The organism is Permianibacter fluminis, from assembly GCF_013179735.1.
In the GTDB taxonomy this organism is placed as follows: Bacteria; Pseudomonadota; Gammaproteobacteria; order Enterobacterales; family Permianibacteraceae; genus Permianibacter; species Permianibacter fluminis.
Map to the genome: position 1 here is coordinate 3,136,900 of NZ_JABMEG010000001.1, position 24,117 is coordinate 3,161,016.

General features: G+C 58.0%; 21 protein-coding genes. 11 read left to right on the plus strand and 10 right to left on the minus strand.

Annotated features, from left to right (window positions below; translation table 11 throughout):
* Positions 1 to 293: 293 nt before the first annotated feature.
* Together HPT27_RS13655 and HPT27_RS13660 are read right to left on the minus strand one after the other, a co-directional pair.
* On the minus strand, positions 294 to 1,088 hold the full coding sequence (locus HPT27_RS13655) for a CheR family methyltransferase (protein WP_172245381.1): 795 nt from the start codon (positions 1,086 to 1,088) through the stop codon (positions 294 to 296).
* A gap of 66 nt (positions 1,089 to 1,154) precedes the next feature.
* Complete coding sequence (locus HPT27_RS13660) at positions 1,155 to 2,087, minus strand: chemotaxis protein CheV (RefSeq protein WP_172244429.1); 933 nt, start codon at positions 2,085 to 2,087, stop codon at positions 1,155 to 1,157.
* A 154-nt stretch (positions 2,088 to 2,241) separates the two neighbouring features.
* Between HPT27_RS13660 and flgA the strand changes: the two genes are divergently transcribed.
* The 3 genes from flgA to HPT27_RS13675 all read left to right on the plus strand — a co-directional run bounded on the left by flgA (position 2,242) and on the right by HPT27_RS13675 (position 4,023).
* Positions 2,242 to 2,955 (plus strand): flagellar basal body P-ring formation chaperone FlgA, encoded by a 714-nt coding sequence (gene flgA, locus HPT27_RS13665; protein ID WP_172244431.1) that lies wholly within the window; start codon positions 2,242 to 2,244, stop codon positions 2,953 to 2,955.
* A gap of 214 nt (positions 2,956 to 3,169) precedes the next feature.
* A complete protein-coding gene (flgM, locus tag HPT27_RS13670; RefSeq protein ID WP_172244433.1) occupies positions 3,170 to 3,538 on the plus strand; it encodes a flagellar biosynthesis anti-sigma factor FlgM in 369 nt (122 codons plus the stop codon).
* A gap of 11 nt (positions 3,539 to 3,549) precedes the next feature.
* Positions 3,550 to 4,023, plus strand: a complete 474-nt coding sequence (locus tag HPT27_RS13675) for a flagella synthesis protein FlgN (protein ID WP_172244435.1) — start codon at positions 3,550 to 3,552, stop codon at positions 4,021 to 4,023.
* 105 nt (positions 4,024 to 4,128) lie between these two features.
* Here HPT27_RS13675 and HPT27_RS13680 read toward each other — a convergent pair whose 3' ends face one another.
* Together HPT27_RS13680 and pepN are read right to left on the minus strand one after the other, a co-directional pair.
* Complete coding sequence (locus tag HPT27_RS13680) at positions 4,129 to 4,431, minus strand: hypothetical protein (protein ID WP_172244437.1); 303 nt, start codon at positions 4,429 to 4,431, stop codon at positions 4,129 to 4,131.
* A 95-nt stretch (positions 4,432 to 4,526) separates the two neighbouring features.
* Positions 4,527 to 7,175, minus strand: a complete 2,649-nt coding sequence (pepN, locus tag HPT27_RS13685; protein ID WP_172244439.1) for an aminopeptidase N — start codon at positions 7,173 to 7,175, stop codon at positions 4,527 to 4,529.
* Positions 7,176 to 7,547: 372 nt separating this feature from the next.
* On the opposite strand from pepN, the gene pdhA reads away from it, so the two are divergent.
* From pdhA to HPT27_RS13715, 6 genes are all read left to right on the plus strand, one after another.
* Complete coding sequence (gene pdhA / locus HPT27_RS13690; RefSeq protein WP_172244441.1) at positions 7,548 to 8,645, plus strand: pyruvate dehydrogenase (acetyl-transferring) E1 component subunit alpha; 1,098 nt, start codon at positions 7,548 to 7,550, stop codon at positions 8,643 to 8,645.
* A 12-nt stretch (positions 8,646 to 8,657) separates the two neighbouring features.
* Positions 8,658 to 9,638, plus strand: a complete 981-nt coding sequence (locus tag HPT27_RS13695) for an alpha-ketoacid dehydrogenase subunit beta (RefSeq protein WP_172244443.1) — start codon at positions 8,658 to 8,660, stop codon at positions 9,636 to 9,638.
* Entirely contained in the window at positions 9,638 to 11,380 is a 1,743-nt protein-coding gene (locus HPT27_RS13700; protein WP_172244445.1) for a 2-oxo acid dehydrogenase subunit E2, read from the plus strand. Before HPT27_RS13695 ends, HPT27_RS13700 begins: the two co-directional genes overlap by 1 nt.
* A gap of 228 nt (positions 11,381 to 11,608) precedes the next feature.
* Positions 11,609 to 12,841 carry a sensor histidine kinase gene (locus tag HPT27_RS13705; RefSeq protein ID WP_172244447.1) on the plus strand — a complete coding sequence of 411 codons (1,233 nt, stop codon included), beginning with the start codon at positions 11,609 to 11,611 and terminating at the stop codon, positions 12,839 to 12,841.
* A gap of 157 nt (positions 12,842 to 12,998) precedes the next feature.
* The gene (locus HPT27_RS13710; protein WP_172244449.1) at positions 12,999 to 13,346 is read left to right on the plus strand and encodes a RidA family protein; all 348 of its coding nucleotides are present in this window, start codon (positions 12,999 to 13,001) and stop codon (positions 13,344 to 13,346) included.
* 126 nt (positions 13,347 to 13,472) lie between these two features.
* Positions 13,473 to 15,701 (plus strand): DUF5916 domain-containing protein, encoded by a 2,229-nt coding sequence (locus tag HPT27_RS13715; protein ID WP_172244451.1) that lies wholly within the window; start codon positions 13,473 to 13,475, stop codon positions 15,699 to 15,701.
* Positions 15,702 to 15,956: 255 nt separating this feature from the next.
* Here HPT27_RS13715 and HPT27_RS13720 read toward each other — a convergent pair whose 3' ends face one another.
* Positions 15,957 to 16,742 (minus strand): P-loop NTPase family protein, encoded by a 786-nt coding sequence (locus HPT27_RS13720; RefSeq protein WP_172244452.1) that lies wholly within the window; start codon positions 16,740 to 16,742, stop codon positions 15,957 to 15,959.
* 661 nt (positions 16,743 to 17,403) lie between these two features.
* Between HPT27_RS13720 and HPT27_RS13725 the strand changes: the two genes are divergently transcribed.
* The gene (locus HPT27_RS13725; protein WP_172244453.1) at positions 17,404 to 19,014 is read left to right on the plus strand and encodes an ABC-F family ATPase; all 1,611 of its coding nucleotides are present in this window, start codon (positions 17,404 to 17,406) and stop codon (positions 19,012 to 19,014) included.
* A 134-nt stretch (positions 19,015 to 19,148) separates the two neighbouring features.
* Here HPT27_RS13725 and HPT27_RS13730 read toward each other — a convergent pair whose 3' ends face one another.
* From HPT27_RS13730 to HPT27_RS13745, 4 genes are all read right to left on the minus strand, one after another.
* Positions 19,149 to 20,255 (minus strand): WD40/YVTN/BNR-like repeat-containing protein, encoded by a 1,107-nt coding sequence (locus HPT27_RS13730; RefSeq protein WP_172244454.1) that lies wholly within the window; start codon positions 20,253 to 20,255, stop codon positions 19,149 to 19,151.
* Positions 20,256 to 20,327: 72 nt separating this feature from the next.
* Positions 20,328 to 20,597, minus strand: coding sequence for a MoaD/ThiS family protein (locus tag HPT27_RS13735; protein WP_172244455.1), 270 nt, complete (start codon positions 20,595 to 20,597; stop codon positions 20,328 to 20,330).
* A gap of 41 nt (positions 20,598 to 20,638) precedes the next feature.
* Complete coding sequence (locus tag HPT27_RS13740; protein ID WP_172244456.1) at positions 20,639 to 21,331, minus strand: glutathione S-transferase family protein; 693 nt, start codon at positions 21,329 to 21,331, stop codon at positions 20,639 to 20,641.
* 157 nt (positions 21,332 to 21,488) lie between these two features.
* The gene (locus HPT27_RS13745) at positions 21,489 to 22,610 is read right to left on the minus strand and encodes an aminotransferase class I/II-fold pyridoxal phosphate-dependent enzyme (protein ID WP_172244457.1); all 1,122 of its coding nucleotides are present in this window, start codon (positions 22,608 to 22,610) and stop codon (positions 21,489 to 21,491) included.
* Between the two features lie 275 nt (positions 22,611 to 22,885).
* On the opposite strand from HPT27_RS13745, the gene HPT27_RS19645 reads away from it, so the two are divergent.
* Positions 22,886 to 23,521, plus strand: coding sequence for a M15 family metallopeptidase (locus HPT27_RS19645; protein ID WP_172244458.1), 636 nt, complete (start codon positions 22,886 to 22,888; stop codon positions 23,519 to 23,521).
* Here HPT27_RS19645 and HPT27_RS13755 read toward each other — a convergent pair.
* A complete protein-coding gene (locus HPT27_RS13755; protein ID WP_211197965.1) occupies positions 23,515 to 24,042 on the minus strand; it encodes a hypothetical protein in 528 nt (175 codons plus the stop codon). The genes HPT27_RS19645 and HPT27_RS13755 overlap by 7 nt on opposite strands.
* Between the last annotated feature and the right edge of the window lie 75 nt (positions 24,043 to 24,117).

A 24,117-nucleotide genomic window follows, 5' to 3' on the forward strand; every position in this document is an offset into this window, starting at 1 on the left:
GAATCAGACGGCATTTTTGACGCCGAGCCTTGATGGTTTGAGCCCGATCAGACTGCCGCTGGGGACCGCTTGCGCGCGCTGGTAGCGTTTTATGGTGACCGGTAGATTCAAAGCCGGAATCATCCGGAACACACGATGCAAGCTGGCACTTGCCACAGCGGCAAAGACTTGCCGCCCCGGTTCCGGAAGTGCAGGTCAGATCTAATGCGGGCACAGATCAGCAGCGCCCGGCAGCTGCACGCCGGACCACTGTTATAAATGGGGCGATGAAGGGAGTAATGAAGCGGAGACGTTTACTTCAGGCGATACATGATGCCGGGGCTGCAGCGGATCATTTCAAACCGCTCGGACAACTCGCCGAGCGACTCGGAGCCGCCGAGGAACAAAATGCCGCCCTTTTTCAACCGGGCAGTCAAGGCGGCCAATACCTGCTGCTTTACCTGCGGGGAAAAGTAGATCAAGACATTGCGGCAGAAAATCACGTCGAACGGGCCGACCGAGTACGGCATGCTGAGCAGGTTCATTGATTGGAAACTGATGGCAGTTTTCAGCGCTGCCTTGACTTGCCAGCGGCCACCGGGCAACTCATCAAAGAACTTCTTCTTGCGTTCCGGCGACAATCCGCGCGCCACCGCCAGACTGTCGTAAGCGCCTTCCTTGGCGGCCTGCAGCATCTGGGCAGAAATGTCGGTTGCAACGATACGCACACCAGGAAACAACCGCGACTTCGGCTCGGCGCGATACTCTTCGGCCGTCATCGCAATGGAATAGGGTTCCTGACCACTGGAACAGGCCGCACACCAGATCGACAACTGGCCGGGACCGGGATGATTCGGGAAGATGTCCTTGCGCAGGACATCAAACGGATAGGCATCGCGAAACCACATGGTCTCGTTGGTGGTCATCGCATCGATGACTTGCTGCAACAGCCCCATCGGCTGCGAGCGCTGCAGGCGGTCAACCAGCTCCGACAAGGTCGTCAACTGATGCTCGCGCATCAGCTGACTGAGCCGACTGGTCACTAGATACTGCTTGCTGTCGCCGAGGACAATGCCACTGCGTTGTTGCAATAGCTCACAGAAGCGCAAATAGCCCTGTTGTTCGCGATCGCTGCTAATCCCGCTGGTTACCGCCACTGCGGAGTCTCCGCCCCGTTAAGATTTATTGGCTGATTCGACCCGGCGCTGCACCGCGCTGGCCAGCTCATCCGGATTGAATTTCGGAATAAAATCATCCGCGCCAACTTTGGCCACCATGGCCCGGTTGAACACGCCAGACAATGACGTGTGCAACAGGATGTACAAGTCTTTCAATGCCGGATCGCCGCGCACTTCGGCGGTCAGCGTGTAACCGTCCATCTCCGGCATTTCAATGTCGGAGATCATCATGACAAACTCGTTGGCAATGCTGAGACCTTTCGCCGCCGTGTCTTTCAGAATCTGCAGAGCTTCGGCGCCGTCTTTTGCCATCACGCAGCGATAGCCCAGCTGCTCGACCGTTTTCTTGATCTGGTTGCGCGCCACCACCGAATCGTCGGCAATCAACACCGCCCGCTCGGTCATCGACTTGTCGGAGGCCTTGTCCAGCACCGCCTGACTGACCTGGGTCGATTGCGGCGAAATTTCCGACAGGATTTTTTCGACGTCGATAATTTCAACGAGCTGCTTGTCGATCTCGGTTACCGCGGTCAAATAGGTATTGCTGCCGGAACCTTTCGGCGGCGGATGCATATCCGACCAATTGGTATTGATGATGCGTTCAACCGAACTGACCAGAAAGCCCTGCACCGCCCGGTTGTATTCGGCAATGATGATGAAACTGCCTTCCAGATTGGCCAGCGGCGGCCCACCGATAGCCATGCTCATGTCGATGACGGAAATGGTATTGCCGCGAATATGGGCAACACCGCGCACCACCGGATGCCGATGCGGCAACTGGGTCAGCGACGGGCATTGCAACACTTCCCGCACCTTGAACACGTTGATGCCGTAACGCTGTTTGCCGCCCAATCGAAACAGCAGCAATTCCAGACGGTTTTGTCCGACCATCTGGGTGCGCTGGTTAACGGTGTCCAATATGCCAGCCATGACCAATATCCTCATCTGCCCGCTCAGGGCATGAAATCTGCAGAGCAGCAACGCAATACCGGTGAGCTCTGCAACAAGGGAAACCTTCCCGGCACCGCCCAGTGGCTAAACCAACCAACCGAAGCGTGAACCTGCCAAAGCATAGGTCAAGCCAATGAAATTGCGTAATGCATTCAGTCTGCTGGCATTTCTTGTCATCTGCACGGCGCAGGCCGATGTTGCGCCGGTGCTAAAAACCTTTCCGGCCGATGTCACCAGCCTGCAGCAAACTGCCCGGCAATTTCTTGCCGGCAAGCTGCCACCGGCAACGGCCGAAGACGAACGGGAAATCACACTGGCCGAGCCTGATGCCCGGCTGCAACTGGCCGCCTGCGCCCAGCCATTGGAAGGTTTCTGGCCTGCCAATGCCCGCCAATCCGGCAGCACGGTGGTCGGCGTCCGCTGCGTCGGCACGCCCGGCTGGCAGGTGTTCTTGCCGGTGCGGATTCAGGAATGGGTCACCGTAGTGGTGGCCAGCCGGCCGCTGCGCCCCGGCGAGCGACTGCTGGCGGCCGACCTCCAGCTCCAGCGGGTCAGCCGCGACCAGCTGCGTGGCAATCCGTATCGCGACCCGGCGGCCCTGGTCGGCTCGGTGACCCGGCAGGCCATCGCCGCCGGCCAGACCCTGAGCGACCAGCAGACCTGCCAGGTCTGCAAGGGCGACAGCGTCGACATTTCCGCCGCGGACAGCGGCTTCAAGGTGGTGGTAAAGGGTGTGGCCGAAGGCTGGGGCAATAGCGGCGACCGTATCCCGGTACGCAACCTCGGCAGTCGCCGAACCATCCGGGCCGAAGTCGTCACGGCCGGCCAGGTTCGGGTCAGCCTGTAGCGCGGGGCCTTGCCGGTCATGGTCGTGCTGGCCCGTAACTTGCTCGTAACTGGCTGTAGAGAGTTAATCGAGCAACCGGCCCGGTTCGGTCCGATTCGGGCAACGGCTTCAGCCAAACCCGCGTTGCCGCTAAAGTTTGGTCCGCCGCTGCCGATAAATGGGCAGTGAGTATTGAACGGCCTCAACAGGCTGAGCTACCGACAGGCTGAAACACATGGATATCAAACAACTGGGTCTTGCCAAACCGGGTACTGCGGGCCAGCCCGCCGTCGAGGGTCGCCGCGCTGAAAAAGCCGGGACCGCCGCCGCGCCTGCTGCGGCGCCGGCCACCGTTCGCAGCACACCGGAAGTGGAAGTGTCGGCCGAGGCCAAAGCCATTGGCGCGGCGCTGAATCAGGTCGCCACCCAGCCGGAAGTCGATCAGGCCAAGGTCGCCCGCATCAAAGCCGCCATCGACGAGGGCCGTTACACCGTTTCGGCGGAACGACTGGCCGGCAAAATGATTCGCTTTGAGGAAGGCTTTGGCGAAGTGAACGGTCGTAGCGAAAGCAATCGCGGCGAAACCAGCAAGGATCAACGCTAATGAGCGCCGGCATGCCGACACTTGCCGAACAATTACAGACCGCGCTCCGTCAGGAAACCGCCGTCGCCCAACGTCTCTATGAGGTGATGGCGCAGGAACAATCGGCCTTGCAGCGAATGGACAGCGCCTCGATACAGGCACTGGCGCAGGAAAAATCCCGCTTGCTCGCTGCGCTCGATCAACAACTGCTGGCCCGGCAGAAACTGGTGCCGAACCATCAGGTCGAAGGCGCCGTCGATGCCTTGATCAACACCTTTCCGGCCGCGATCGCCAATCCGCTGCAGCAGGCGGTTGATCAACTGCGCGAGCTGCTGTTTCGCTGCCACAACCAGAATGAAATCAATGGCCGCATCATCAGCGCCAGCCGGCGCAGCGTGGAGCGTTCGCTGAGCCTGATCCGCGGTCACCAACCGGATGCGGTGTTGTACACCCAAAATGGCGGCGCAACCCGGATGGGGCCCAACCGGCGGTTTGCCTCGGCCTGAGGCCTGTTCTTCAGGCTAACGCATTCACTTTCGATTCCAATAAAAAAGGCCGCAACAGCGGCCTTTTTTATTGGGTAGGCCCCATCTTTTATTGGGCAGACCCCATCAGCTTTTCCGGAAAAATTTGTCCCATAACATGGCACCGCGGGCAAACACATAGAGCAGCACGGCACCGATCAGCAGCGCCTGACCGGTTGCCAGCAACATGCCGGCTTTGCTGCCGTAACCATTGCTGCCAAACCACCACATGACACCACCCACCATCAACACGATCACCGCCAGCATTTGCAGCATCTGCTGCCGGCGATAACGATCAGCGGCGCGACGCGCCAACATCCGGTCCTGTTCTTCCGGCGCGGCGTTGGCACTGAAGCCACAATGTGGACACGACGGTGATTTATTGGACATTTTTTTGCCGCAGGACGGGCAGTTAATCAAGGCCATTTCAGAGGTCTCTCTTGGTTCAGCTCAAATTATTCAAAAAATAAAACACAAAATTCCCGCTAAGCCGCCACCGACTTGCTGACAATCTCGAACACATCGGCCGACAATCCCGACTTGCCAAGCAGTGCCTTCAATTGCGCCAGCATCAGGCGTTGACGCTGATCATCAAATTTCTTCCAGCGATTGAAACAACTGACCAGCCGCGCCGCCACCTGCGGGTTACTGTCATTCAACCGGGCCACCCGCTCGGCAATGAACTGATAACCCGAGCCATCGGCGCGGTGGAACTCGCTCGGATTGCCATGCGAGAACGCCAACCACAAGGCGCGAATCTTGTTGGGGTTGCGGGCATCGAACGCCGGATGCGTTTCCAGCCGGCGAATATCATCCAGCACACTGGCAATGGGCGCACTGGCCTGCACGGCAAACCATTTGTCCATGACCAAGGCTTGGTCCTTGAACCGCTCAGCGAACGCGTTCAAAACCATCAGTCGCTGCGGAGCAGCGCTGTGCGCCAGCGCTTTGACCGCAGCAAAGCGGTCGGTCATGTTGTCGGCATCACGTGCCTGTTGTTCGGCCAGCGCGTAGGCTTCGCTGCGATCGCTGTCGATCAACAGCGCCAGACAGGCATTGGCCAGCGCCCGTTTGCCAATCGCCGCGCCGTCGGTACCACCGGCACCGCGATGGCGCTGTTGGCAAGCCAAAAGATCGGCATAAAGGCTTTGCGCCAGCTGCCGGCGCAGGAAACGTTGTGCCGCAACCAGCGCGTCGATATCGACAATCTCGACCTGCTCCTGCAGATAGGCGATATCCGGCAACTGCAAGATGCGCGCGCGCACGGCATTGTCGACGGCGTCATCGCGCAACACGGCACGAAGTGCTTCGGCCAGAATGGTTGGCAGCGTCAGCGCCTTGCTGGCGCGAAAATCGGCGGCCAACTGCAACAGCACGCGGCTCGCCAGCGTCTGGCTGGCGTCCCAGCGATTGAACAAATTGCTGTCATGTTGCAGCAGAAACGCCAGCTGTTCGTCGCGATAGCCGAATTCCAGCTTGACTGGCGCCGAGAAGTCGCGCAGCAATGACGGTAGCGGCCGACTGCTTACTCCACGGAAAACAAAGGTTTGTTCGGCGGCAGCAAATGGCAATACCGCGCTCTGGCTGCGCTGTGTCCCCTGCTGCCAATCCAGCGCCAGTTCATTACCTTGCTCATCCAGCAAGCCAATCCGGAACGGAATCAGGAACGGTTCTTTCTGCGGCTGTCCCGGTGTCGGCGCGCAATGCTGTTTCAGGGTCAGATGGTATTCGTTTTTTTCGGCATCAAAATCATCACTGACCGCGACGGTCGGCGTGCCGGCCTGACTATACCAACGCTGGAACTGAGTCAAATCCACCGCATTGGCATCGGCATGGGCCTGAACAAAATCATCACAGGTCACAGCCTGGCCGTCATGGCGCTGGAAATACAAATCCATACCCTTGCGGAAGCCCTGCTCACCGAGCAGGGTGTGCAACATGCGAATCACTTCCGCACCCTTGTTGTAGACGGTGACGGTGTAGAAGTTGTTCATCTCGACGTAGCTGTCGGGCCGAATCGGATGCGCCATCGGGCCGCCGTCTTCGGAGAACTGCGCCGTGCGCATGACCCGGACATCGTCCATCCGCTTGACCGTTGGCGAACCCATGTCAGCCGAGAATTGCTGATCGCGAAAAACGGTCAACCCTTCTTTCAATGACAACTGAAACCAGTCGCGACAGGTGACCCGGTTGCCGGTCCAGTTGTGGAAGTATTCGTGACCAATGACACTCTCGACGCCTTCATAATCGGTATCGGTCGCGGTCTCGCGATTGGCCAGCACATACTTGGTGTTGAAAATGTTCAGGCCCTTGTTTTCCATCGCGCCCATATTGAAATCGGATACCGCGACAATCTGGTAGATATCCAGATCGTATTCGCGTCCGTATTTCTGTTCGTCCCAGCGCATCGAATTCTTGACCGACGCCATGGCGTGCGCGCACTGATCGAGTTTGCCTTTGTCGACATAGATTTTCAGATCAACCTTGCGACCGGACGTAGTGATGAACTGATCGGCGAGCAAATCAAAATCACCGGCGACCAGCGCGAACAGATAACAAGGCTTCGGAAACGGATCCAGCCAGCGGGCAAAATGCCGACCGCCGTCCAGCTCGCCCTGCCCGGCCGGATTGCCATTGCTGAGCAGATGCGGATATTTCGCCTGCTCGGCGCGCACGGTCACGTCATAGGTCGCCAGCACATCGGGCCGGTCCAGGAAAAACGTGATGCGGCGAAAGCCCTCGGCCTCGCACTGGGTGCAAAACTTGCCGCCGGATTTGTACAGCCCTTCCAGCCGGGTGTTGTTCTGCGGCGCGATGTGCACCACCGTTTCCAGCAGGAACTGCGCCGGCAGATCGTGCAAGGTCAGCGAGTCCTCGTCCTGCTCATAGCGCGAAGCCGGCAGCGGCTGACCATCGATGGCGATGGACTTCAGGGCCAGCTCCTCACCGTCCAGGCACAGGCTGGACGCCGGCGCCGGCACTGCCGGGTTGGTCCTTATATGGAGCTGGCTGTAGATCTCGGCGTGGCTTTCGTACAGATCGACGGTCATGGTGACCTGATCGATCAGGTAATCGCTGGCACGGTAATCCTTGCGGAATTTCGGCTGTTTGGGCTGTTGGTTGCCTTTGGCCATTGGCGGCTCCAGCCCGGTCACGGACCGGGCTTTTTGTAAATGGGGCGGAATCAGGCCGGGGATTGTAACCGCTGTCCCTGCATTCGCGGGCCATCACGCGACCGCAACACCAGGTCAAGCCGAGGGGAGACCGCTAAGGTAAGGAGTGAATTAAGAAGGGGCCAAATATTGCTGCATCGCAACATATCCCGCCCCTGGCAGCTGGTCGGTCCGGTCTGCCGGCAACCAGCCACGCAACGGTGTTGGGCTGTCACACCGACTCGGGTACAATGCGCGCCCTTCCGTTTGCGTAAAGGGAAACTGGCTGTCGTCGGCAGACCCAGCTAGGATCTCACGCGCTTTTTTGTCCTTCACCACCCCGGAGGATTTGCCTTGTCGACGACCCCCGTCGCGAAGTTCGCCATTGAACGCGTCCAGTACCTGGACCCGACTGGCAAACCGCTTACCAAAAACCTGCCTGATTTCGCCAAAGACAAAGATTTGTTGCGCTCGATGTATCGCAACATGGTCCGTCTGCGCACCTTCGACGCCAAAGCCTACGCGCTGCAGCGTACCGGCAACATGGGCACCTACCCGGCGTCATTGGGCCAGGAAGCCATCGGCATCGGTTACGGCACGGCACTGAAAAAAGAAGACGTGCTGGTGCCCTACTACCGCTCAACCGGCGGTCTGCTGATGCACGGCGTCTCGATGCTGGAAATTTTCCTGTACTGGGGCGGTGACGAGCGCGGTTCCGACTTCAAGGTCGCGCGCGAAGACTTCCCGATTGCGGTGCCAATTGCCACCCAATGCCTGCACGCTACCGGTGTTGCAACAGCGCTCAAATACCGCAAGCAACAGCGCGCTGTGGTGACTGAAATTGGCGAAGGCGGCACCTCAGAAGGCGACTTCTACGAAGCCATCAACGTTGCCGGTATCTGGAATCTGGGTGTGGTGTTCTTCATCAACAACAACCAGTGGGCCATTTCGGTACCGTCGGAAATTCAGACCAACTGCGAAACCTACGCGCAGAAAGGTATCGCGGCTGGCATCGAAAGCATTCAGGTTGACGGCAACGACATTCTGGCCGTTTACGACGTGTCCAAGAAAGCGCTTGAAAAAGCCCGTGCTGGCAAAGGCGCGACGCTGATCGAAGCGGTGTCATATCGCCTTTGCGACCACACCACCGCTGATGACGCCTCCCGTTACCGTTCAAAAGACGAGCTGGAAAAAGGCTGGGACAGCGAGCCAGTCAAGCGCCTGCGTGCTTACCTCGAATCGCTAAAAGCCTGGAGCGATGCCGACGAAGAAGCGCTGCAAAAAGAACTGGCGGCGGAAATCGAAGCCGCTGTGCACGCCTACAAAACGTTCCCGGCACCGAAGCCTGAAGACATGTTCGACACGCTGTTCGCCGAACTGCCGAAACACATCCAGCAACAACGTGCGGAAGCCATTGCTCGTGGCGCCAAGCATGTTGGCGGTCATCATTAAGGAGTCGCCAGCATGGCTGCCATTACTCTGATTGAAGCGGTAAATCTTGCGCTCGCCCACGAGCTGAAGCGCGACAACGATGTGGTTGTGCTCGGTGAAGACGTTGGCGTCAACGGCGGCGTGTTCCGCGCCACCAACGGTCTGGCCCAGAAGTTCGGCAAGGACCGCGTCATCGACACGCCACTGGCCGAATCGATGATCGCCGGCTTGGCGATTGGCATGGCCGCGCAAGGCATGAAGCCGGTTGCTGAAATGCAATTCGAAGCCTTCATGATGCCGGCTTACGACATGATTTATAACCACATGGCCCGGATGCGCCTGCGCACTCGCGGTCGCATCACGTTGCCGATGGTCATTCGGGCACCGTGGGGCGGTGGCATTCACGCGCCGGAACACCACAGCGATTCGCCGGAAGCGCAATGCGCGCATATTCCGGGCCTGAAAGTGGTGATCCCGTCGAACCCGTCGCGTGCTTATGGTTTGCTGCTGGCCGCGATTCGTGATCCGGATCCGGTGCTGTTCTTTGAACCGAAGCGCGTCTACCGTATCGTCAAGCACGAGATCGAAGACAACGGCGAAGAATATCCGCTCGGCACCTGCTTTGTGGACCGTGAAGGTACTGACATCACCCTGGTCAGCTGGGGCGCGATGATGCATGAAACGCTGATCGCCGCCGACAAACTGAAGCTTGAAGGCATCAGTGCCGAGGTGATCGACGTGGCCACCATTTCGCCACTCGATATCGACACCATTCTGGAATCGGTCGCCAAGACCGGTCGCCTGTGCATCGTCTGTGAAGCACCGCGCTCGGGTTCCTGGGCTTCGGAAATTGCCGCGCAAGTGGCCGAAAATGGCCTCTTTAACTTGCTCGCCCCGATCGGCCGCGTCACCGGTTACGACACCACCATGCCGTACTACAAACTGGAAAAGCAGTTCATGCCGAGCGTGGATCGCATTCTGGAAGAAGCCCGCCGCTTGCTGGAGTACAAGTGATGAGCTTTGTTTTCGAGTTGCCCGATCTGGGTGAAGGCCTGCCGGATGCGACCATTGTCAAATGGCTCATCAAAGAAGGCGACACCGTCAAAGTCGATCAACCGATCGCGGAAATGGAAACCGCCAAAGCCGTGGTGGAAGTGCCGTCGCCGGTCAACGGTGTGATTCTGAAACTGCACGGCAAAGCCGGTGATGTGATCATCACCCACGCTCCGCTCGTTACCTTTGGCAATGCCGGTGAAAAGCTGGCTGCCGCACCTGCCGCAGCTCCGGCACCGAGCCAATCAGTACCGAGCGCATCGGCCTCGATGCATTCGCAAGTGGCTGCCGGCATTCCGGCGGCACCGGCAAGCGGCGGCGGTGAAGTATTTCTGCTGCCGGATCTCGGTGAAGGCCTGCCGGACGCCACCATCGTCAAATGGCTGGTAAAAGAAGGCGACACCGTCAAAGTCGATCAACCGATCGCCGAAATGGAAACGGCGAAAGCGGTAGTCGAAGTGCCGTCGCCGTTCAATGGCGTCATTGCCAAACTGCACGGCAAAGCCGGTGATGTGATTATCACCCATGCGCCGCTAGTTACGTTCGGCGGTTCGGCTGTCGGTGGTTCAGCTGCTGCTGTGCCGGCGCCCAGCAAAAAAGACGAAGCACCTGCGGATGCCGGCACGGTTGTCGGCGCGGTGCAAGTCGGCAACACCATCGTTGCCGAAACCAGCGATGCGGTGGTCAAAGCGCTGGCGAAAAAACTCGGCGTCGATCTGAATCAGGTCAAAGGTACTGGCGCTGGCGGCAAAATCAGTCAGGCTGATGTCAAGTCCGCGGCAGCTGGTGGCTTGGCGAAATCGATGGCGCTGGCGGCGGCACCGGTCGCGACATCGACCAACAACCCGCTCGCATTCCGCGCCTCACCTGCTGTGCGCAAATTGGCGAATGAGCTTGGTGTCGATTTGAGCCGCTGCAACAGCAGCGGCCCGAAAGGCACGATTACCCGTGACGATGTGAAGTCGGCTTCAACCGGTGCCTCTGCGCCGGTCGCCGCACGCACAACAGCGGCAACGGCGGTGGCGGCTCCGGCCGTCGGCGCCCGTTTGCCGACCGTTACGGTGCAGGTAAAACCGGAAGCCGTGCGTGGCGTGCGCCGGGCAATGGCGCAGGCAATGACGCTGTCGCATCAGACCGTCGTGCCGGTCACGCTGATGGAAGATGCCAATATCAGCAAGTGGAAAAAAGGCGAAGATTCACTCGCCCGTTATATCCGCGCGCTGTGTGCTGCGGCCAAAGTCGAGCCTGCGCTCAATGCCTGGTTTGATGGCGCCAACATGGAGCGGCTGCTGCACCCGAACGTCAATGTCGGTATCGCCGTTGATACCCCGGATGGTTTGTATGTGCCGGTCGTCAGTGAGGCGCAGGCCAAATCGAACGCAGAACTGCGCGCCGATGTTGAAACCCTGCGCAAGAAAATCGCCGACAAGGCCATCAAGCCGACCGATCTCAGCGGCGCCACGATCACGCTGTCGAACTACGGTTCGATCGCCGGTCGCTACGGCACGCCGATTGTGTCGCCTCCGCAAGTGGCGATTCTGGGCTGCGGCCGCTTCCGCAACGAGCTGAAACTGACTGACAAAGGCATCGAGAACGCCAAGATGCTGCCGTTGTCGCTGTCGTTTGACCACCGTGCCTGCACTGGCGGCGAAGGCGCCCGCTTCCTGGCGGCCGTGATCGCCGATCTGGAAAAGCCGGAATAAGCATTAGTGAGTTGTAAAACAAGGGCGCCACTGGCGCCCTTGTTTTTTGCGGTGATGATAACGACTGGCGTTTGTCGCCACGGACCATCATCACAACCGCAAATCTCGCACCGCTGCCCTCGACAAATGCAACTACACTGAGAGCACGGGATAAACCAAGCCTGCGAGTCGTCCTTGCCCCTCCCTGCCCTTCTTTCGCCACTGCTGCCGACAACAGCGCAAGACACGTTGGAGAGTCGCAGTCAAACGCAGGTGCAAGCCGGTTTTCTGCTGCTCGGCTGCCTGCTGTCCGGCGTGATGTTTCTGTATCGGCTGCTGGATGCGGGCTGGGCCGCTGCCACGCTTGTTACCCTGCTGGCCTGGCTCGCCTACAGCGCGCTGCTGATTGCCTTTCGTTGCAATCTGGATCGAGGATTGACGGCGGATCTGTCGTTGCTGCTGCTGCTGGTGGTGGTTATCGGCGTAGCGATCAATGACAACGGCCTGTATTCCCGGGTGATGATCTGGTTACCGGCGGTGCCGCTGATTGGCAATTTTTTTGCCGGCCGCATTCGCGCCATCGGCAGTTGCCTGTTGGTCATTGTGATGCTGATCGGTTTGGCGCTGGCACACCATCAGGGGCTGCTTGCCCGCTTTCCTGCACTCGGCAATGAATGGGCCCGATTGCTGGCGTTTTCAGCGTCGACCTTGCTGGTGTCCGGCACGGCCTATCTGTACGAACGCAACCGGCGCGAGGCCGACGCAGAAAAACAGCGGCTGGCGGCGTTACATCGGCAATGGGTGTCGGTGGTCAGTCACGAATTGCGGACACCGCTCACCGCATTGCACGGTGCGCTGTCGCTGACCCGGCACAATGCGGAAAGCAATCCCGAGCGCAATGCCGAGTTTCTGGCCATCGCCTTGCGCAACACCGAGCGGCTGGTCCGGTTGACCAATGATTTGTTGGACATGGAGCGGATCAACGCCGGCAAGGTGCTGCTCACGCGCAGTCCAAGCGACATTTCTCAGCTGCTTGAACATGCCGCCAGCATGCATCAATCGCGCGCTGATGAATGCCACATTACGTTGCGTGTTGAGTCGACGGTTACAGCCCCGGTCAATATCGATGCCGACCGGATTGAGCAGGTGGTGCACAACCTGCTGTCGAATGCACTCAAGTTTTCCAAACCGGACAGCACGGTACAGCTGCGTGCCAACATCACGCACGACAAACGTGGCAACGACACCTTGCATGTCGAAGTAACCGACACCGGACCGGGCATCAGTGCTGAATTGGCGACCCGCTTATTCACACCATTCAGTCAGGGCGACGGCAATGACAGCCGCGCCCACGGCGGCTTTGGTCTGGGTCTTAGTATATGCAATGCATTGATCGCTGCCCACGGTGGGCAGATTGGCTTTCGCAATGGCGCTGATGGCGGCTGCACGTTTTATTTTGAGGTTCCGCTCAGCGCAGTCTGATCCGACTTTCGCCGGCATGACAAACTGCCGGCACCATGCGAGCCCTTACAGTTGATCTGCATTGTCGGCCTCGCCGGAATTAAAGATCGAATCTGACTTCAAACAGACATCGAACCAGACAGCAAACCAGAACAATTCAAAACAGGAAAAACAAACCATGGACATCACCCGCACCGGAACCACTGCCCGCTGGTCCGATACTGTCAGCCACAACCACACGCTGTACCTTGTCGAAGTGCCCACCACGTTGAGCGCCGACATCAGCGGACAGGCACAGGAAATGTTGGCCAGCCTCGAACAATCACTGGTCAGTGCCGGCAGCAGCAAGGCGCGGTTGTTGATGGCGACCATCTATCTGAGCGATATCAGCGAGATCGATGCCTTCAATGCCATTTGGGACAGCTGGGTGCCGGCCGATACCGCACCCGCTCGCGCCTGCGTACAGGCCAAGCTGGCCAAGCCGGGCTACCGGGTCGAAATCCAGGTGATCGCGGCGCTGGCTTGAGGCAAGGCGAACCGATAAACCTCGCGTTGTTTCCTTTACGGTAAAAGTGTTGTGACAAATTATCGGTATCGGCGCCAGCCGCGGGTTCGGTAGCATGCGCGGCAATTCCCGAGAGCTAGCACTCCAATGTCCGCCACCGCCATGAAAACGCTGTTCGCCGTCGCATCCCTGCTGCTTTGCAGCGTTGGCCATGCCAACATCAATGTTGATGGCCGGGCCGATGAAATCGAATGGCAACAAGCCAAGGTGCTCGATCAGTTCGTCACCGTCGAGCCGTATACCCAAGCCATACCGCCGTATCAGCAACGGGTTTTGCTGTTGTCACTGCCGGAAGGACTGGCACTGGCCTTTCAGATTGATCATCCGGCCGAGGTCACCCGCACCAAGCCACAAACGCAGCGTGACCAGCTCGACAGCGCCGACCGGGTCAATCTGATTATCGATTTCGACAACAAGGGCCAGACCGCCTACAACTTCACGGTCAGTCTGGCCAACGGAATCGAAGACGGCATCGCCTCGCGCAACAATTTCCGCAATGACTGGGATGGCGATTGGCAGCACGCCGTACATGAAACGGACAACGGCTGGTCGGTGGAAATGCTGATTCCCTGGACCATTGCCGCGATGGATCCGGTCGACGGCGATACCCGCACGGTCGGCATCTATCTGGACCGGGTGTTGAAAGCGCGCGGCGAGCGTTATGCCTACCCGGCGCTGCGTTTCAACCAGAGCGACTTCATCAGCACCTTTGCCAAAATCAACATCCCCGCGTACTCGGCGTCGCAGTCGCACGTCTACCCATATGTCAGCGTCCGCCGTGACATGGTCAATGGCGATACCGAAACCCGCGCCGGTCTTGATGTGTTTTACAAACCATCGCCGTCGTTTCAGTTGATCGGCGCGCTTAATCCGGATTTTGGCCAAGTCGAAAGCGATGATCTGGTCGTGGATTTTTCGGCCATCGAAGTGTTCTTTTCCGACAAGCGGCCCTTCTTCACCGAGAACAATGACGACTTCATTCTGTCACTGCCGGACAGTGGCCAACTGATCTACACCCGCCGCATCGGTGGCAACCGCGACGACGGTAAAGGCATTGCCGATATTGATGCGGCAGTCAAACTGCGCGGCGCCAATGGCGCCGGCTCCATCAGTTACCTCGGTGCCCAGGAAGCTGATTTTGGTGATGACCTTGGCCGGCGGTTTCAGGTGCTTCGGCCCAAGTACCGGGTTGGTGAAACCCAGTTCGGTTATACCCTGCTGCAAACCGATCGGCCGTTCCTGCAACGCGAAGCCCAGGTCCAGGCGGTCGATGTCACCAGTGTTTTCAACGAAAACGTTCACCTGCATGTGCAGGCCCTGCAAAGCCAGATCGACGTCGCCGACAGCCGCACGCGCGACAACGGTGGCTGGCTTGCTGTCGACATCAACCCGTCGGTGTCGACCCAGCACACGTTTGAGCTGGTCAATTACGGCGAAGAGCTCATGCTCAACGACATGGGCTACGTTCAGCGCAGCAATCTGCGTCAGGTCTCCTGGCTGACCCGTTATGTGCAAACCGGTTTTGCCGACGATGCCTGGATTCAGGAAATCGAGTGGCAAGGCAAAGTCAAACCACGGCGCAATCAGCAAGGTGATGATATCGGCGACATGGCGCGCATCACCATGCAGGCGCGCAGCCGTGCCGGTGACATTGCGTTTTTTGAATCGGTGATCACCCAACCGGGCGAAGACGATCTGATTTCCCGTGGCAATGGCAACTGGGATGCCCCGGAAAAACTCAGCAAGGAAGTCTGGTTCGAATCGGCGCGCCGCGACAACAGCGCCTGGAGCGGCGGCTATTACAGTTACGAAGAAGGCCTGCACCAATCGTTTGACATGTACTGGGCCGCTTACACCCATTACTTCGGCGACAGCTTCACCACCAGCACGGAACTCAAATACCGTGACAGCCCGGACTGGTTGATCTGGCAGCAAGGCATCGACTTCAACCGTTACCAGCGCGAAGTCTACGAGGCCGAGTTTGGTCTGAACTGGTTCCCGAGCGACAAACACGAGCTGCGGCTGAAAGCCCAGTGGCTCGCCATCGCAGCCGACCACGGTCAGGCCTATCAACTCGTCAATGAAGACATGCAGGCGACCGGTAACGCCGTTGCCGATCTGAATATCAATACCTTTGGCCTGCAGCTGCGCTACCGCTACAAGCTCGGCTCATTGTCCGATGTCTTTGCCGTCTACAGCCGTGGTGGCTTCAGCGAACGCGAAGATGGCCCCGATGCGCCAGGCCCGCTTTTCAGTGACGCGCTGGAACTGCGCGATGCCGACCAGTTTCTGGTCAAGCTACGGTTGCAGTTTTAGCCGGTCGTTAAATGCAGCAAACGCTGCCGGTTTCCTGGCAAAGTAAAACCGCCGCATTTGCGGCGGTTTTACGTTCAAACTATCGCACCTCGCGTACGGCGGATTAATGCCTTGTGGCAGGGCGCCACCGCGAAGCACTTCCGTCGCAGGTTTCCCACGGCATGCTCGGGACGTTTCGGAAACGCAACATTCGGCGGAAAACCCTGCGGATGTCCCGCCCTACCTGCACTGGTCGTTGTTAATTCGAGCGTGACCCTAATTTTTCATATCAGAAAGAATCATTTCCCGCTCCTCCTCTGACAAATCAGGCACGGCAAGCAATGCATTGAAGCATTTAATTGCCTTTTCCTTTAACTGCCGATATTTGTAAGCCGAGCAAACTTGGTACTGTATGGTTTCGCGAAAACCGAACTGGCTTTCGAAAGATTTCGCAAACAACTCGACTTCTTCTATCGTTGAAAACTTAGTTAACAACCTTACCTTCTCTTGAGCAAGTGAGTCATGGCCTGGATTGGCGGCCAAAGCAGCATCCATCACTTCAAGCGACTCAGGCAGATCGCCAGAATCTGCTATCAAATATGCGAAGTCTGAAAATGTGTCGATACGCCCTTCCCGAGTCAGAAACTCGTTATCATCCTTATACTTCAAAAAAATACTCATCGCTTCTCTTGGGGCACTTATCCCGGCATAAACTAGTGCAGCGCCCCATTCTGTTTCAACATCATCTGGCCCAATTGCAAACCCCTTACTTAGATACTTTCTGACCTCATTTGCGGTCTCATTAGAAAAAGGATGCGACTCAGTCATCTGAGCCTTTCTTCCTAGATAGAAAGCTGCAAGAAATTGAGCTTTCGCACTCCCAGGAAAGTCTTTCGCCAATTTTACCGCCTCGTCAGCGGCGCGCTGATAGTCCCCGCTCAGAGATAGCTTATTGACTACCGCGCCTCTTGATTGCAGCTCCTGCGCGCCCTTATCGCTTTCATCACAACCAAACAAAAGCATAGCCGACAAAAAAAAGAATAGTTTGAGCGTCGCCTTCATAACATTAGCCTTCATCTATTTAGTGACCATTTAAATTATTCAGCGCAGCCTGCACAGGTATCGGGGTCAGGTCTTGCATTAACACATCCCCCAACAGGCAGCCCCTTTAGCGTTACTCAGCAAATTCCTTACAGCAGCTCACTGAGCCAACACCTTGGAGATCTTCCAAGCAGCTTGACGGCGATGGTCTATTCTATCGCGCCCGCCCTAGGCTCCAGCTGGCCTGACGACCGCAACATTGCTCCTGAGCCCAGGTATCGGGGTCAGGTCTTGCATTAACACATCCCCCAACAGACCGCCCCTGTAGCGTTCCTCAGCAAATCCCTCACAGCAGCTCACTGAGCCAACACCTTGGAGATCTTCCAAGCAGTTTGACGGCGATGGTCGATTCTATCGCGCCCGCCCTAGGCTCCAGCTGGCCCGGCGGCCGCAACAATGCTCCTGAGCCGGCCATGATCGGCCCGCGCCAGTTCTATCCGCAAACCAGGCCCCATCCTCTAGCCCCTCGCTCCCCAACGGCAAAATTGGTCAGTGACTGAACAATGCTGCTGTGCGACAATCGCGCCCCATTTCGCTGGGGTCACCTAACTGGTATCAAGTTACCAGCTGGTGGCTTCCGTACGGGCATGTCGCCCGTGTTGCCGCTGCTGTGGAATCCGTTGTGATCTCGACTGCCAATATCACCATGCAATTCGGGGCCAAGCCCCTGTTCGAAAACGTCAATGTCAGCTTCAACAACCGCAATCGCTACGGCCTGATTGGTGCCAACGGCTGCGGCAAATCCACCTTCATGAAAATCCTCGGTGGCGATCTGGAACCGTCGGCCGGACAAGTGATGCTGGAACCGAACGTTCGGCTTGGCAAGCTGCGCCAGGATCAATTTGCGTTTGAAGAATTCACCGTGCTCGACACCGTGATCATGGGCCACACCGAACTGGCTCGTGTGCGCGCCGAGCGCGATCGCATTTACGCGCTGACCGACATGAGCGAAGCCGACGGCATGAAAGTCGCCGAGCTCGAAGTGCTGTTCGCCGAGATGGACGGTTACACCGCCGAAGCGCGCGCCGGTGAGTTGCTGCTGGGTCTTGGTATTCCGGTTGAACAACACACCGGCCCGATGAGCGCCGTGGCGCCGGGTTGGAAACTGCGCGTGCTGCTGGCGCAAGCCCTGTTTGCCGATCCGGATGTGCTGCTGCTGGACGAACCGACCAACCACCTCGACATCAACACCATTCGCTGGCTGGAAGACATTCTGAACCAACGCAACAGCACGATGATCATCATCTCGCACGATCGTCACTTCCTGAACAGCGTCTGCACCCACATGGCCGACATGGATTACGGCGAGCTGCGCGTTTATCCCGGCAATTACGACGACTACATGGTCGCCTCCACCGCCGCGCGTGATCGCTTGCTGGCCGACAACGCCAAAAAGAAAGCCCAGATTGCTGAACTGCAGCAGTTTGTCAGCCGGTTCTCGGCCAACGCGTCCAAATCGGCGCAGGCCACCTCACGCGCCCGCCAGATCAAGAAGATCGAACTGGAAGAAGTCAAACCGTCGAGCCGGGTCAGTCCGTTCATCCGTTTTGATCAAAACAAGAAACTGCACCGTCAGGCCATCACGCTGGACAAGCTGACGTACGCGTATCCGGGCAACGAACCGCTGATCAAGAACTTCAGCCTGCAGATCGATGCTGGCGATCGTGTCGCCATCATCGGCCCGAACGGTATCGGCAAAACCACGCTGCTGCGCTGCCTGATGGGTGAACTGACGCCGACCAGCGGCACGGTCAAATGGACCGACAGCGCGGAAGTTGGTTACTACTCGCAGGATCACGCAGCAGACTTCCCGCAAGACTGGACCTTGTTCGACTGGATGCAGCAATGGACCAAGGGCGGTGAAATGCTGGTTCGCGGTACGCTGGGCCGGATGCTGTTTTCCGGCGATGAAATCGGCAAATCGGTCAAGGTACTTTCCGGTGGTGAACAAGGCCGGATGCTGTTCGGCAAACTGATCCTGACCCGGCCAAACGTCATGGTCATGGATGAGCCGACCAACCACCTGGATATGGAATCGATTGAAGCGCTGAACCTGGCACTGGAGAACTATCCCGGCACGCTGATTTTTGTCAGCCACGACCGCGAATTCGTTTCCTCGCTGGCCACTCGCATCATCGAGATGACACCGCAAGGCATTATTGATTTCGGTGGCAATTACGAAGACTACCTGCGCAGTCAGGGCATCCACGAAAACATTCGCAGCGGCACCTGAGCTGCAACAGGCATCGTCTTGCTGTTCAAACGGACAGCAAGACGATGTGCTTCCAGATTTCACCCGCAATCATGCAAGCGCTGGCGCAACGTCAGCCTGTCAACAAAACTCCCGCCTCTCACCCGCCCTGCCCTTCATCCAAACCGCACCGAATAAATCGGCGGCAGATGGCTCGACAGCAGTTGCCAGCTATCGCCTTGGTCTTCAGACAACCAAAGATTGCCGGTAGTGGAGCCCATGGCCAGCACATTGCCGCTGGCATCGACATCCAGGCCGTGGCGGTAAATCAAATCAAAGCAGTGTTGCTGCGGTAACCCGGTGCGCAACTGTTCAAAACTCCGGCCACCGTCGCGCGTTCGCGTGACCACCAATTTCTGCTCGACCGGCACCCGGCATTCGTCTTTGACTGCCGGAACAAACCAGGCCGTGTCGGGCTGCTGCGGATGCACAGCCACGGCAAAACCAAATGCCGATGGCTTGGCGGTTTCAATTTCCTGCCAGTGCAAACCGGCATCAACTGAGCGAAAAATACCGTTGTGGTGTTGTACCCACAGATGATCCGGTTGCGCCTTGCAGGCAACCAAACGGTGTGGGTCCTGGATATTCGGTTCGAAGGCGCGCTCCGGCGGCATGTACGCCGCACGCATGCCCTGCGCACGAACGCTCCAGCTGTTGCCACCGTCATCGCTGTACCAGACGCCACCACAGGAAATGCCGATCAGGATCCGACGACTATCGCGAGGATCAACGCAAATGGAATGAATGCCGGGTTGATCATAGCCGCCACCGAGCCATTCCTTGCGCGCCGGCAGCTGCCACAGCGGTTGGTTCAATTGCCAGGATTCACCAGCATCCGTCGAGCGAAACAGCGCGCCCGGAATGGTACCGGCCCACAGCACACCCGGCTCATCCGCACCGCCGCACTCCAGTGACCAGATCATGTCAACCGATGCCGCTTTGGCGTTCGCATCTGGCTCGCTGCCATCATCCGCTGCGGCTATCGCCGGAAAAGCCGGTGCCGAAATCTCCTGCCAGGTTTGGCCACCGTCGCGGGAGCGGCGCAGCTTGGGTCCGAAATGCCCCAGCCGCAACGCCGCATACAGCGAGCCATCGCGAGCATCGTACAGCGATGCCGTTACCGGCTCGGCGAGCAGATCCGCTCGCTCAATCTGCCAACCTCTTGCGCCGCGACTTACCGTCAACAAGCCTTTGCGAGTGGCAACGTGAATTTTCGCTGACATGATGCGCTCCTGTGCTCGATGTGACTCCAATGGTTTGATTGCACTAATGCGGCTTCAACCGCCAGTGCGACTTCAACCGCCAGACAAAGCCTGCATGACATAGATCTCGCTGTCAGGCCTTACGGTGTCGGTCAAATGGATACGATCACGAATCTGCTGGGCATCAACAAATATCGCCACATGCTGACGCACCCGGCCCTGATCATCGAGCACATAGGCACGCAGCCGCGGATTGACTGCAAACACCTGCTCAAGTGCAGCAAGCATGGTATCGCCGTCAACCGACAACGTTGCCGTTTCGACATGACGCTGCAAATTGGCAGTAAAACTGATACGCGGCATGAGCATGGCTCCAGCTCAGTCAAGAACGCCGACATTTGCCATCAGCTGACGCCGGGGATTCGGTAGTCCGTCAGTACGGTGCCGGAGCGCATGACCTCGTCTTCATGCCCCTGCTCGCGCCACGGTTCAACCAGCGCGGCGCGGTACCACTCAAGCATTGCCGGCAATGTCAGCAATCGTTCGGCATAGCTCGTTGCGGTAGCGGACAATTTCAGTTGATAGGTCTGCACGCGAAACGCCACCGGAGCAAAAAACGCATCGACGGCAGTGAATTCCGCACCGGTCAGGAACGGACCACCGTGCCGGTTCAGGCCATCGCACCAGAGCTCATCGAGCCGTGTGATGTCGTTGTTGAGCGGCGCCGCAACGCTGTTCAGTTGAACCCGTAACGCGCAGTTCATCGGACAACGCTCGCGCAGCTGCTGAAAACCGGAATGCATCTCGGCGGTTGCCGAACGTGCCCACGCGCGGGCCTTTTGCTGTTGTGGCCAGACACCGTCGTGGCGCTCTGCCAGATATTCGGTGATGGCCAGCGAATCCCAGATATAACTGTCTTCGTCACGCAGACAGGGAACCCGTCCGGTGGGCGAAAAACGGCGAAACTGTTCCCAATTGGAGCCGGACGAAAACGGCACCATGCGTTCCTGAAACGGAATCGCCAACTGCCGCATCAACAGCCACGGCCGCAATGACCAGGAAGAATAGTTTTTATTGGCGATATACAAAACGTACATGAAACGCTTCCTCAATTACCAATCCGCTTCACTAAACCTGATGCTTGAATCAATCCCCGAAGCCAATACCCGGCACCGATACCCGAAAAAAAAAGGCGCGACACAAAGACAAGTTCGACAACAAGCAAACAATCGTTACTGCCACTGCGCGACGCAATCAACCACCGGCCAAGGTCGATATCACCGTCGCTTCGAGCGCTGCCGGTTGCGCCGTCACCCGCAGCAGATGCTGCAATGCCGGGTGTGGTGGCCTGTGCACAGAAATGCCTTGTTGCCACAACTGCTGCTGAACCGCCGTCGCGCGAGCGGCATCGGAATACCGGATCGCAATGAAATTGGTGGCCGACGGCAATACCGTTATGCGGCCGTTGCCGGCTGCGCTCAATTGCTCGGTCAATTGCTGCCGCAACTGCAGTGTCTGCGCGATCAGTTGCTGCTTGTAGCGTTCATCATTCAGCAGAATCAGACCGGCAGCCTGCGCGACACTGCTGGTGGCGTAGTGGATTCGGATCATCGCCGCCTTCTTGATCCACTCGGCATCAGCCAACGCATACCCGAGCCGCAGACCGGCGGCCGCATACGCCTTGGACAGCGTACGCAAACGCACCGTGTTGGGGTAGTCGATGGCAACGTTGCCATGGCCCGCCAGCGCAAGGCACTCCTCGACGCCGCAAAAGTCAATGTACGCCTCATCCAGAATCAATGCAGTTTCAATAGGCAATTGCTCGCGGAAGCGGCGAATGGCGTTGCGGTCATGATAGTAACCGCTGGGATTATCGGGGTTGGCGAGATAGACCACTTTTGCGTTACACGCGGTTGCCTCGGCGGCCATCGTCGACAAATTTGGGGCAAGCAGTCCCGCCTGATCGTGATACGGCACCTCGATAATCCGGGCACCGACCCCCTCGGCAAAATATTTGAAACTGGGATAGGTCCCCGCGCTGGTCACCACCGCATCGCCAGCATTGCAGAAACTCCGAAGCGCCAGCAGCAGCAGACTGTCCGCGCCGGCATCAAACAGGACCTGCTCTGCCTGCACACGCTGCTGAGCCGCGACGCACTCGCGCAAGGCCAGCGCGGAGGGGTCCGGATACAGCCGGGCCAGCTCACAGAAAGACGCACCGAACGCATGCAGCAGCGCCTCATTGGCAATCGGCAAGCCTTCGTTCGAGCCGATACGCGCCGTGATCGCACGGCCAAGCATACGCTCCAGCGCAACGATGCCCGGAAACGGATTGATGATATCGGTGGTCTGCAGCGGGTCGGCAAAGCGTGGCATGGCAGTTCCCAAAACCAATGACATGTCTCAATGACATGGCTGAGCACGAACATAGCACCGGGCGCGTTCGGAGTGAACAGGGCCAGCAATCACAGACCGCGCCACATTACGCCGATATCCCAATCGATTCTGGCTTTGACTCCTGCTCGAATGGGCTGTGATTCATCGTTGGCAACGTGACCCAGGTTTGTTGGCGCTTGCCAGTACGGCAATGCCGCCGACATAGCAGCGGTGCTAACATTGGCCGACCACTTCCCCGCCGACCACCGATAACCGTGCGCCGCATTCACCCGATGTTCCTGTTGACGCTGCTGCTTGCAACTACCCACGCCAGCGCGGCCGATGACACCTGCAGTTATTCGACCTACCAGTGGAACACCCAGACGCGTCAGGCGGTCAACCACCAACAAATACGCAAATTGCGCAGCGAACTGAGCAATGCCGAAATCGACGCCACCACCGGCTGCACGGTGTGCAACGAAGATCAAATGGAGTTTGAGTTTCCCGGTTTGCGGCCATTCAAGGCCTGTAAAAAGCTGGCAGACAACATCCGCAAAATTGTCACGGAATTGCAGCAGCAACAGGCGGCGCTGATCGACATCGTCGGTTATCGCGTTGGCATGACCCGTGGCGAGCCGGACAAGTCCGGTAATCGCACCGGCTTCAGCAATCACTCATTCGGGGTCGCGCTGGATATCAATACCGAACAAAACGGGCTCTATGACAACTGCTATCAGTTCGGCCCCGGCTGTCGCTTGATCAAAGGTGGTCCGTGGAATCCGCAGCAGCCGACCAGCCTGACAGTCGAATCCCCCATTGTGCTCACGTTCAAGAAATACGGCTTCAAGTGGGGCGGCGAAATTGCCGGCAAGCAAAAAGACTTCATGCATTTTTCGCCGAGCGGTTACTGATCCAGACGCATCAGGTCACTCGCGATCATCAGGCCCGGGCGCTCATCATCCCAGGCCACTGCGGCTATTTTCCAGCCGCCCGGCGTCTTGATGAACTGCATGGTCTTCATTCCCTTGGCCTGAAAAGCCTGGCCCTGCTGCATTCCGGATTTTTGGTAGACACAAAAGCGCTGGGCGATCTTGCCAAAGATATCGGTGCGCTCGGCCAACTCCTGCTCAAAAAAATCCAGCAGCTCGCCATTTGTCAGCAGCACTTCCCGCGGCGCAATGAACTGGGTCAGCGTATAAATTTCCGGCCGGTCGCCGACATTCTTTATCACCAGCGCCTCGCTAATGAACAACTGATGCAATTGGTCAAACGCCGGGCGCTTTCCGCCACGGTTGTCAAAAACCTGAAAGAACGCTTTGACCAGCGCATCGATCTCCAGCTTGTCTTTTACTGGCTTGTCTTTTACTGGCTTGTCTCTTGCAGACTCGTCGTTTACAGATTTGTCTCTTGGAGAAACGTCGTTAAACGCCATGGTTCCAGCTCCTGTCACGGTTGCTGCCGCCCGAAAAAAACGGGGCACCAAGGTGCCCCGTCAGCATGACGATGT

Bases quoted from the DNA above. Each gene is read 5' to 3' on its own strand.
- HPT27_RS13675 (WP_172244435.1), top strand. From the start codon at position 3,550: ATGCCGACACTTGCCGAACAATTACAGACCGCGCTCCGTCAGGAAACC.
- HPT27_RS13660 (WP_172244429.1), bottom strand. From the start codon at position 2,087: ATGGCTGGCATATTGGACACCGTTAACCAGCGCACCCAGATGGTCGGA.
- HPT27_RS13735 (WP_172244455.1), bottom strand. From the start codon at position 20,597: ATGCCGCGTATCAGTTTTACTGCCAATTTGCAGCGTCATGTCGAAACG.
- HPT27_RS13715 (WP_172244451.1), top strand. From the start codon at position 13,473: ATGTCCGCCACCGCCATGAAAACGCTGTTCGCCGTCGCATCCCTGCTG.
- HPT27_RS13680 (WP_172244437.1), bottom strand. From the start codon at position 4,431: ATGTCCAATAAATCACCGTCGTGTCCACATTGTGGCTTCAGTGCCAAC.
- HPT27_RS13745 (WP_172244457.1), bottom strand. From the start codon at position 22,610: ATGCCACGCTTTGCCGACCCGCTGCAGACCACCGATATCATCAATCCG.
- HPT27_RS13710 (WP_172244449.1), top strand. From the start codon at position 12,999: ATGGACATCACCCGCACCGGAACCACTGCCCGCTGGTCCGATACTGTC.
- flgA (WP_172244431.1), top strand. From the start codon at position 2,242: ATGAAATTGCGTAATGCATTCAGTCTGCTGGCATTTCTTGTCATCTGC.
- HPT27_RS13695 (WP_172244443.1), top strand. From the start codon at position 8,658: ATGGCTGCCATTACTCTGATTGAAGCGGTAAATCTTGCGCTCGCCCAC.
- HPT27_RS13700 (WP_172244445.1), top strand. From the start codon at position 9,638: ATGAGCTTTGTTTTCGAGTTGCCCGATCTGGGTGAAGGCCTGCCGGAT.
- HPT27_RS13730 (WP_172244454.1), bottom strand. From the start codon at position 20,255: ATGTCAGCGAAAATTCACGTTGCCACTCGCAAAGGCTTGTTGACGGTA.
- HPT27_RS13740 (WP_172244456.1), bottom strand. From the start codon at position 21,331: ATGTACGTTTTGTATATCGCCAATAAAAACTATTCTTCCTGGTCATTG.
- HPT27_RS13755 (WP_211197965.1), bottom strand. From the start codon at position 24,042: ATGGCGTTTAACGACGTTTCTCCAAGAGACAAATCTGTAAACGACGAG.
- HPT27_RS13720 (WP_172244452.1), bottom strand. From the start codon at position 16,742: ATGAAGGCGACGCTCAAACTATTCTTTTTTTTGTCGGCTATGCTTTTG.
- flgM (WP_172244433.1), top strand. From the start codon at position 3,170: ATGGATATCAAACAACTGGGTCTTGCCAAACCGGGTACTGCGGGCCAG.
- pepN (WP_172244439.1), bottom strand. From the start codon at position 7,175: ATGGCCAAAGGCAACCAACAGCCCAAACAGCCGAAATTCCGCAAGGAT.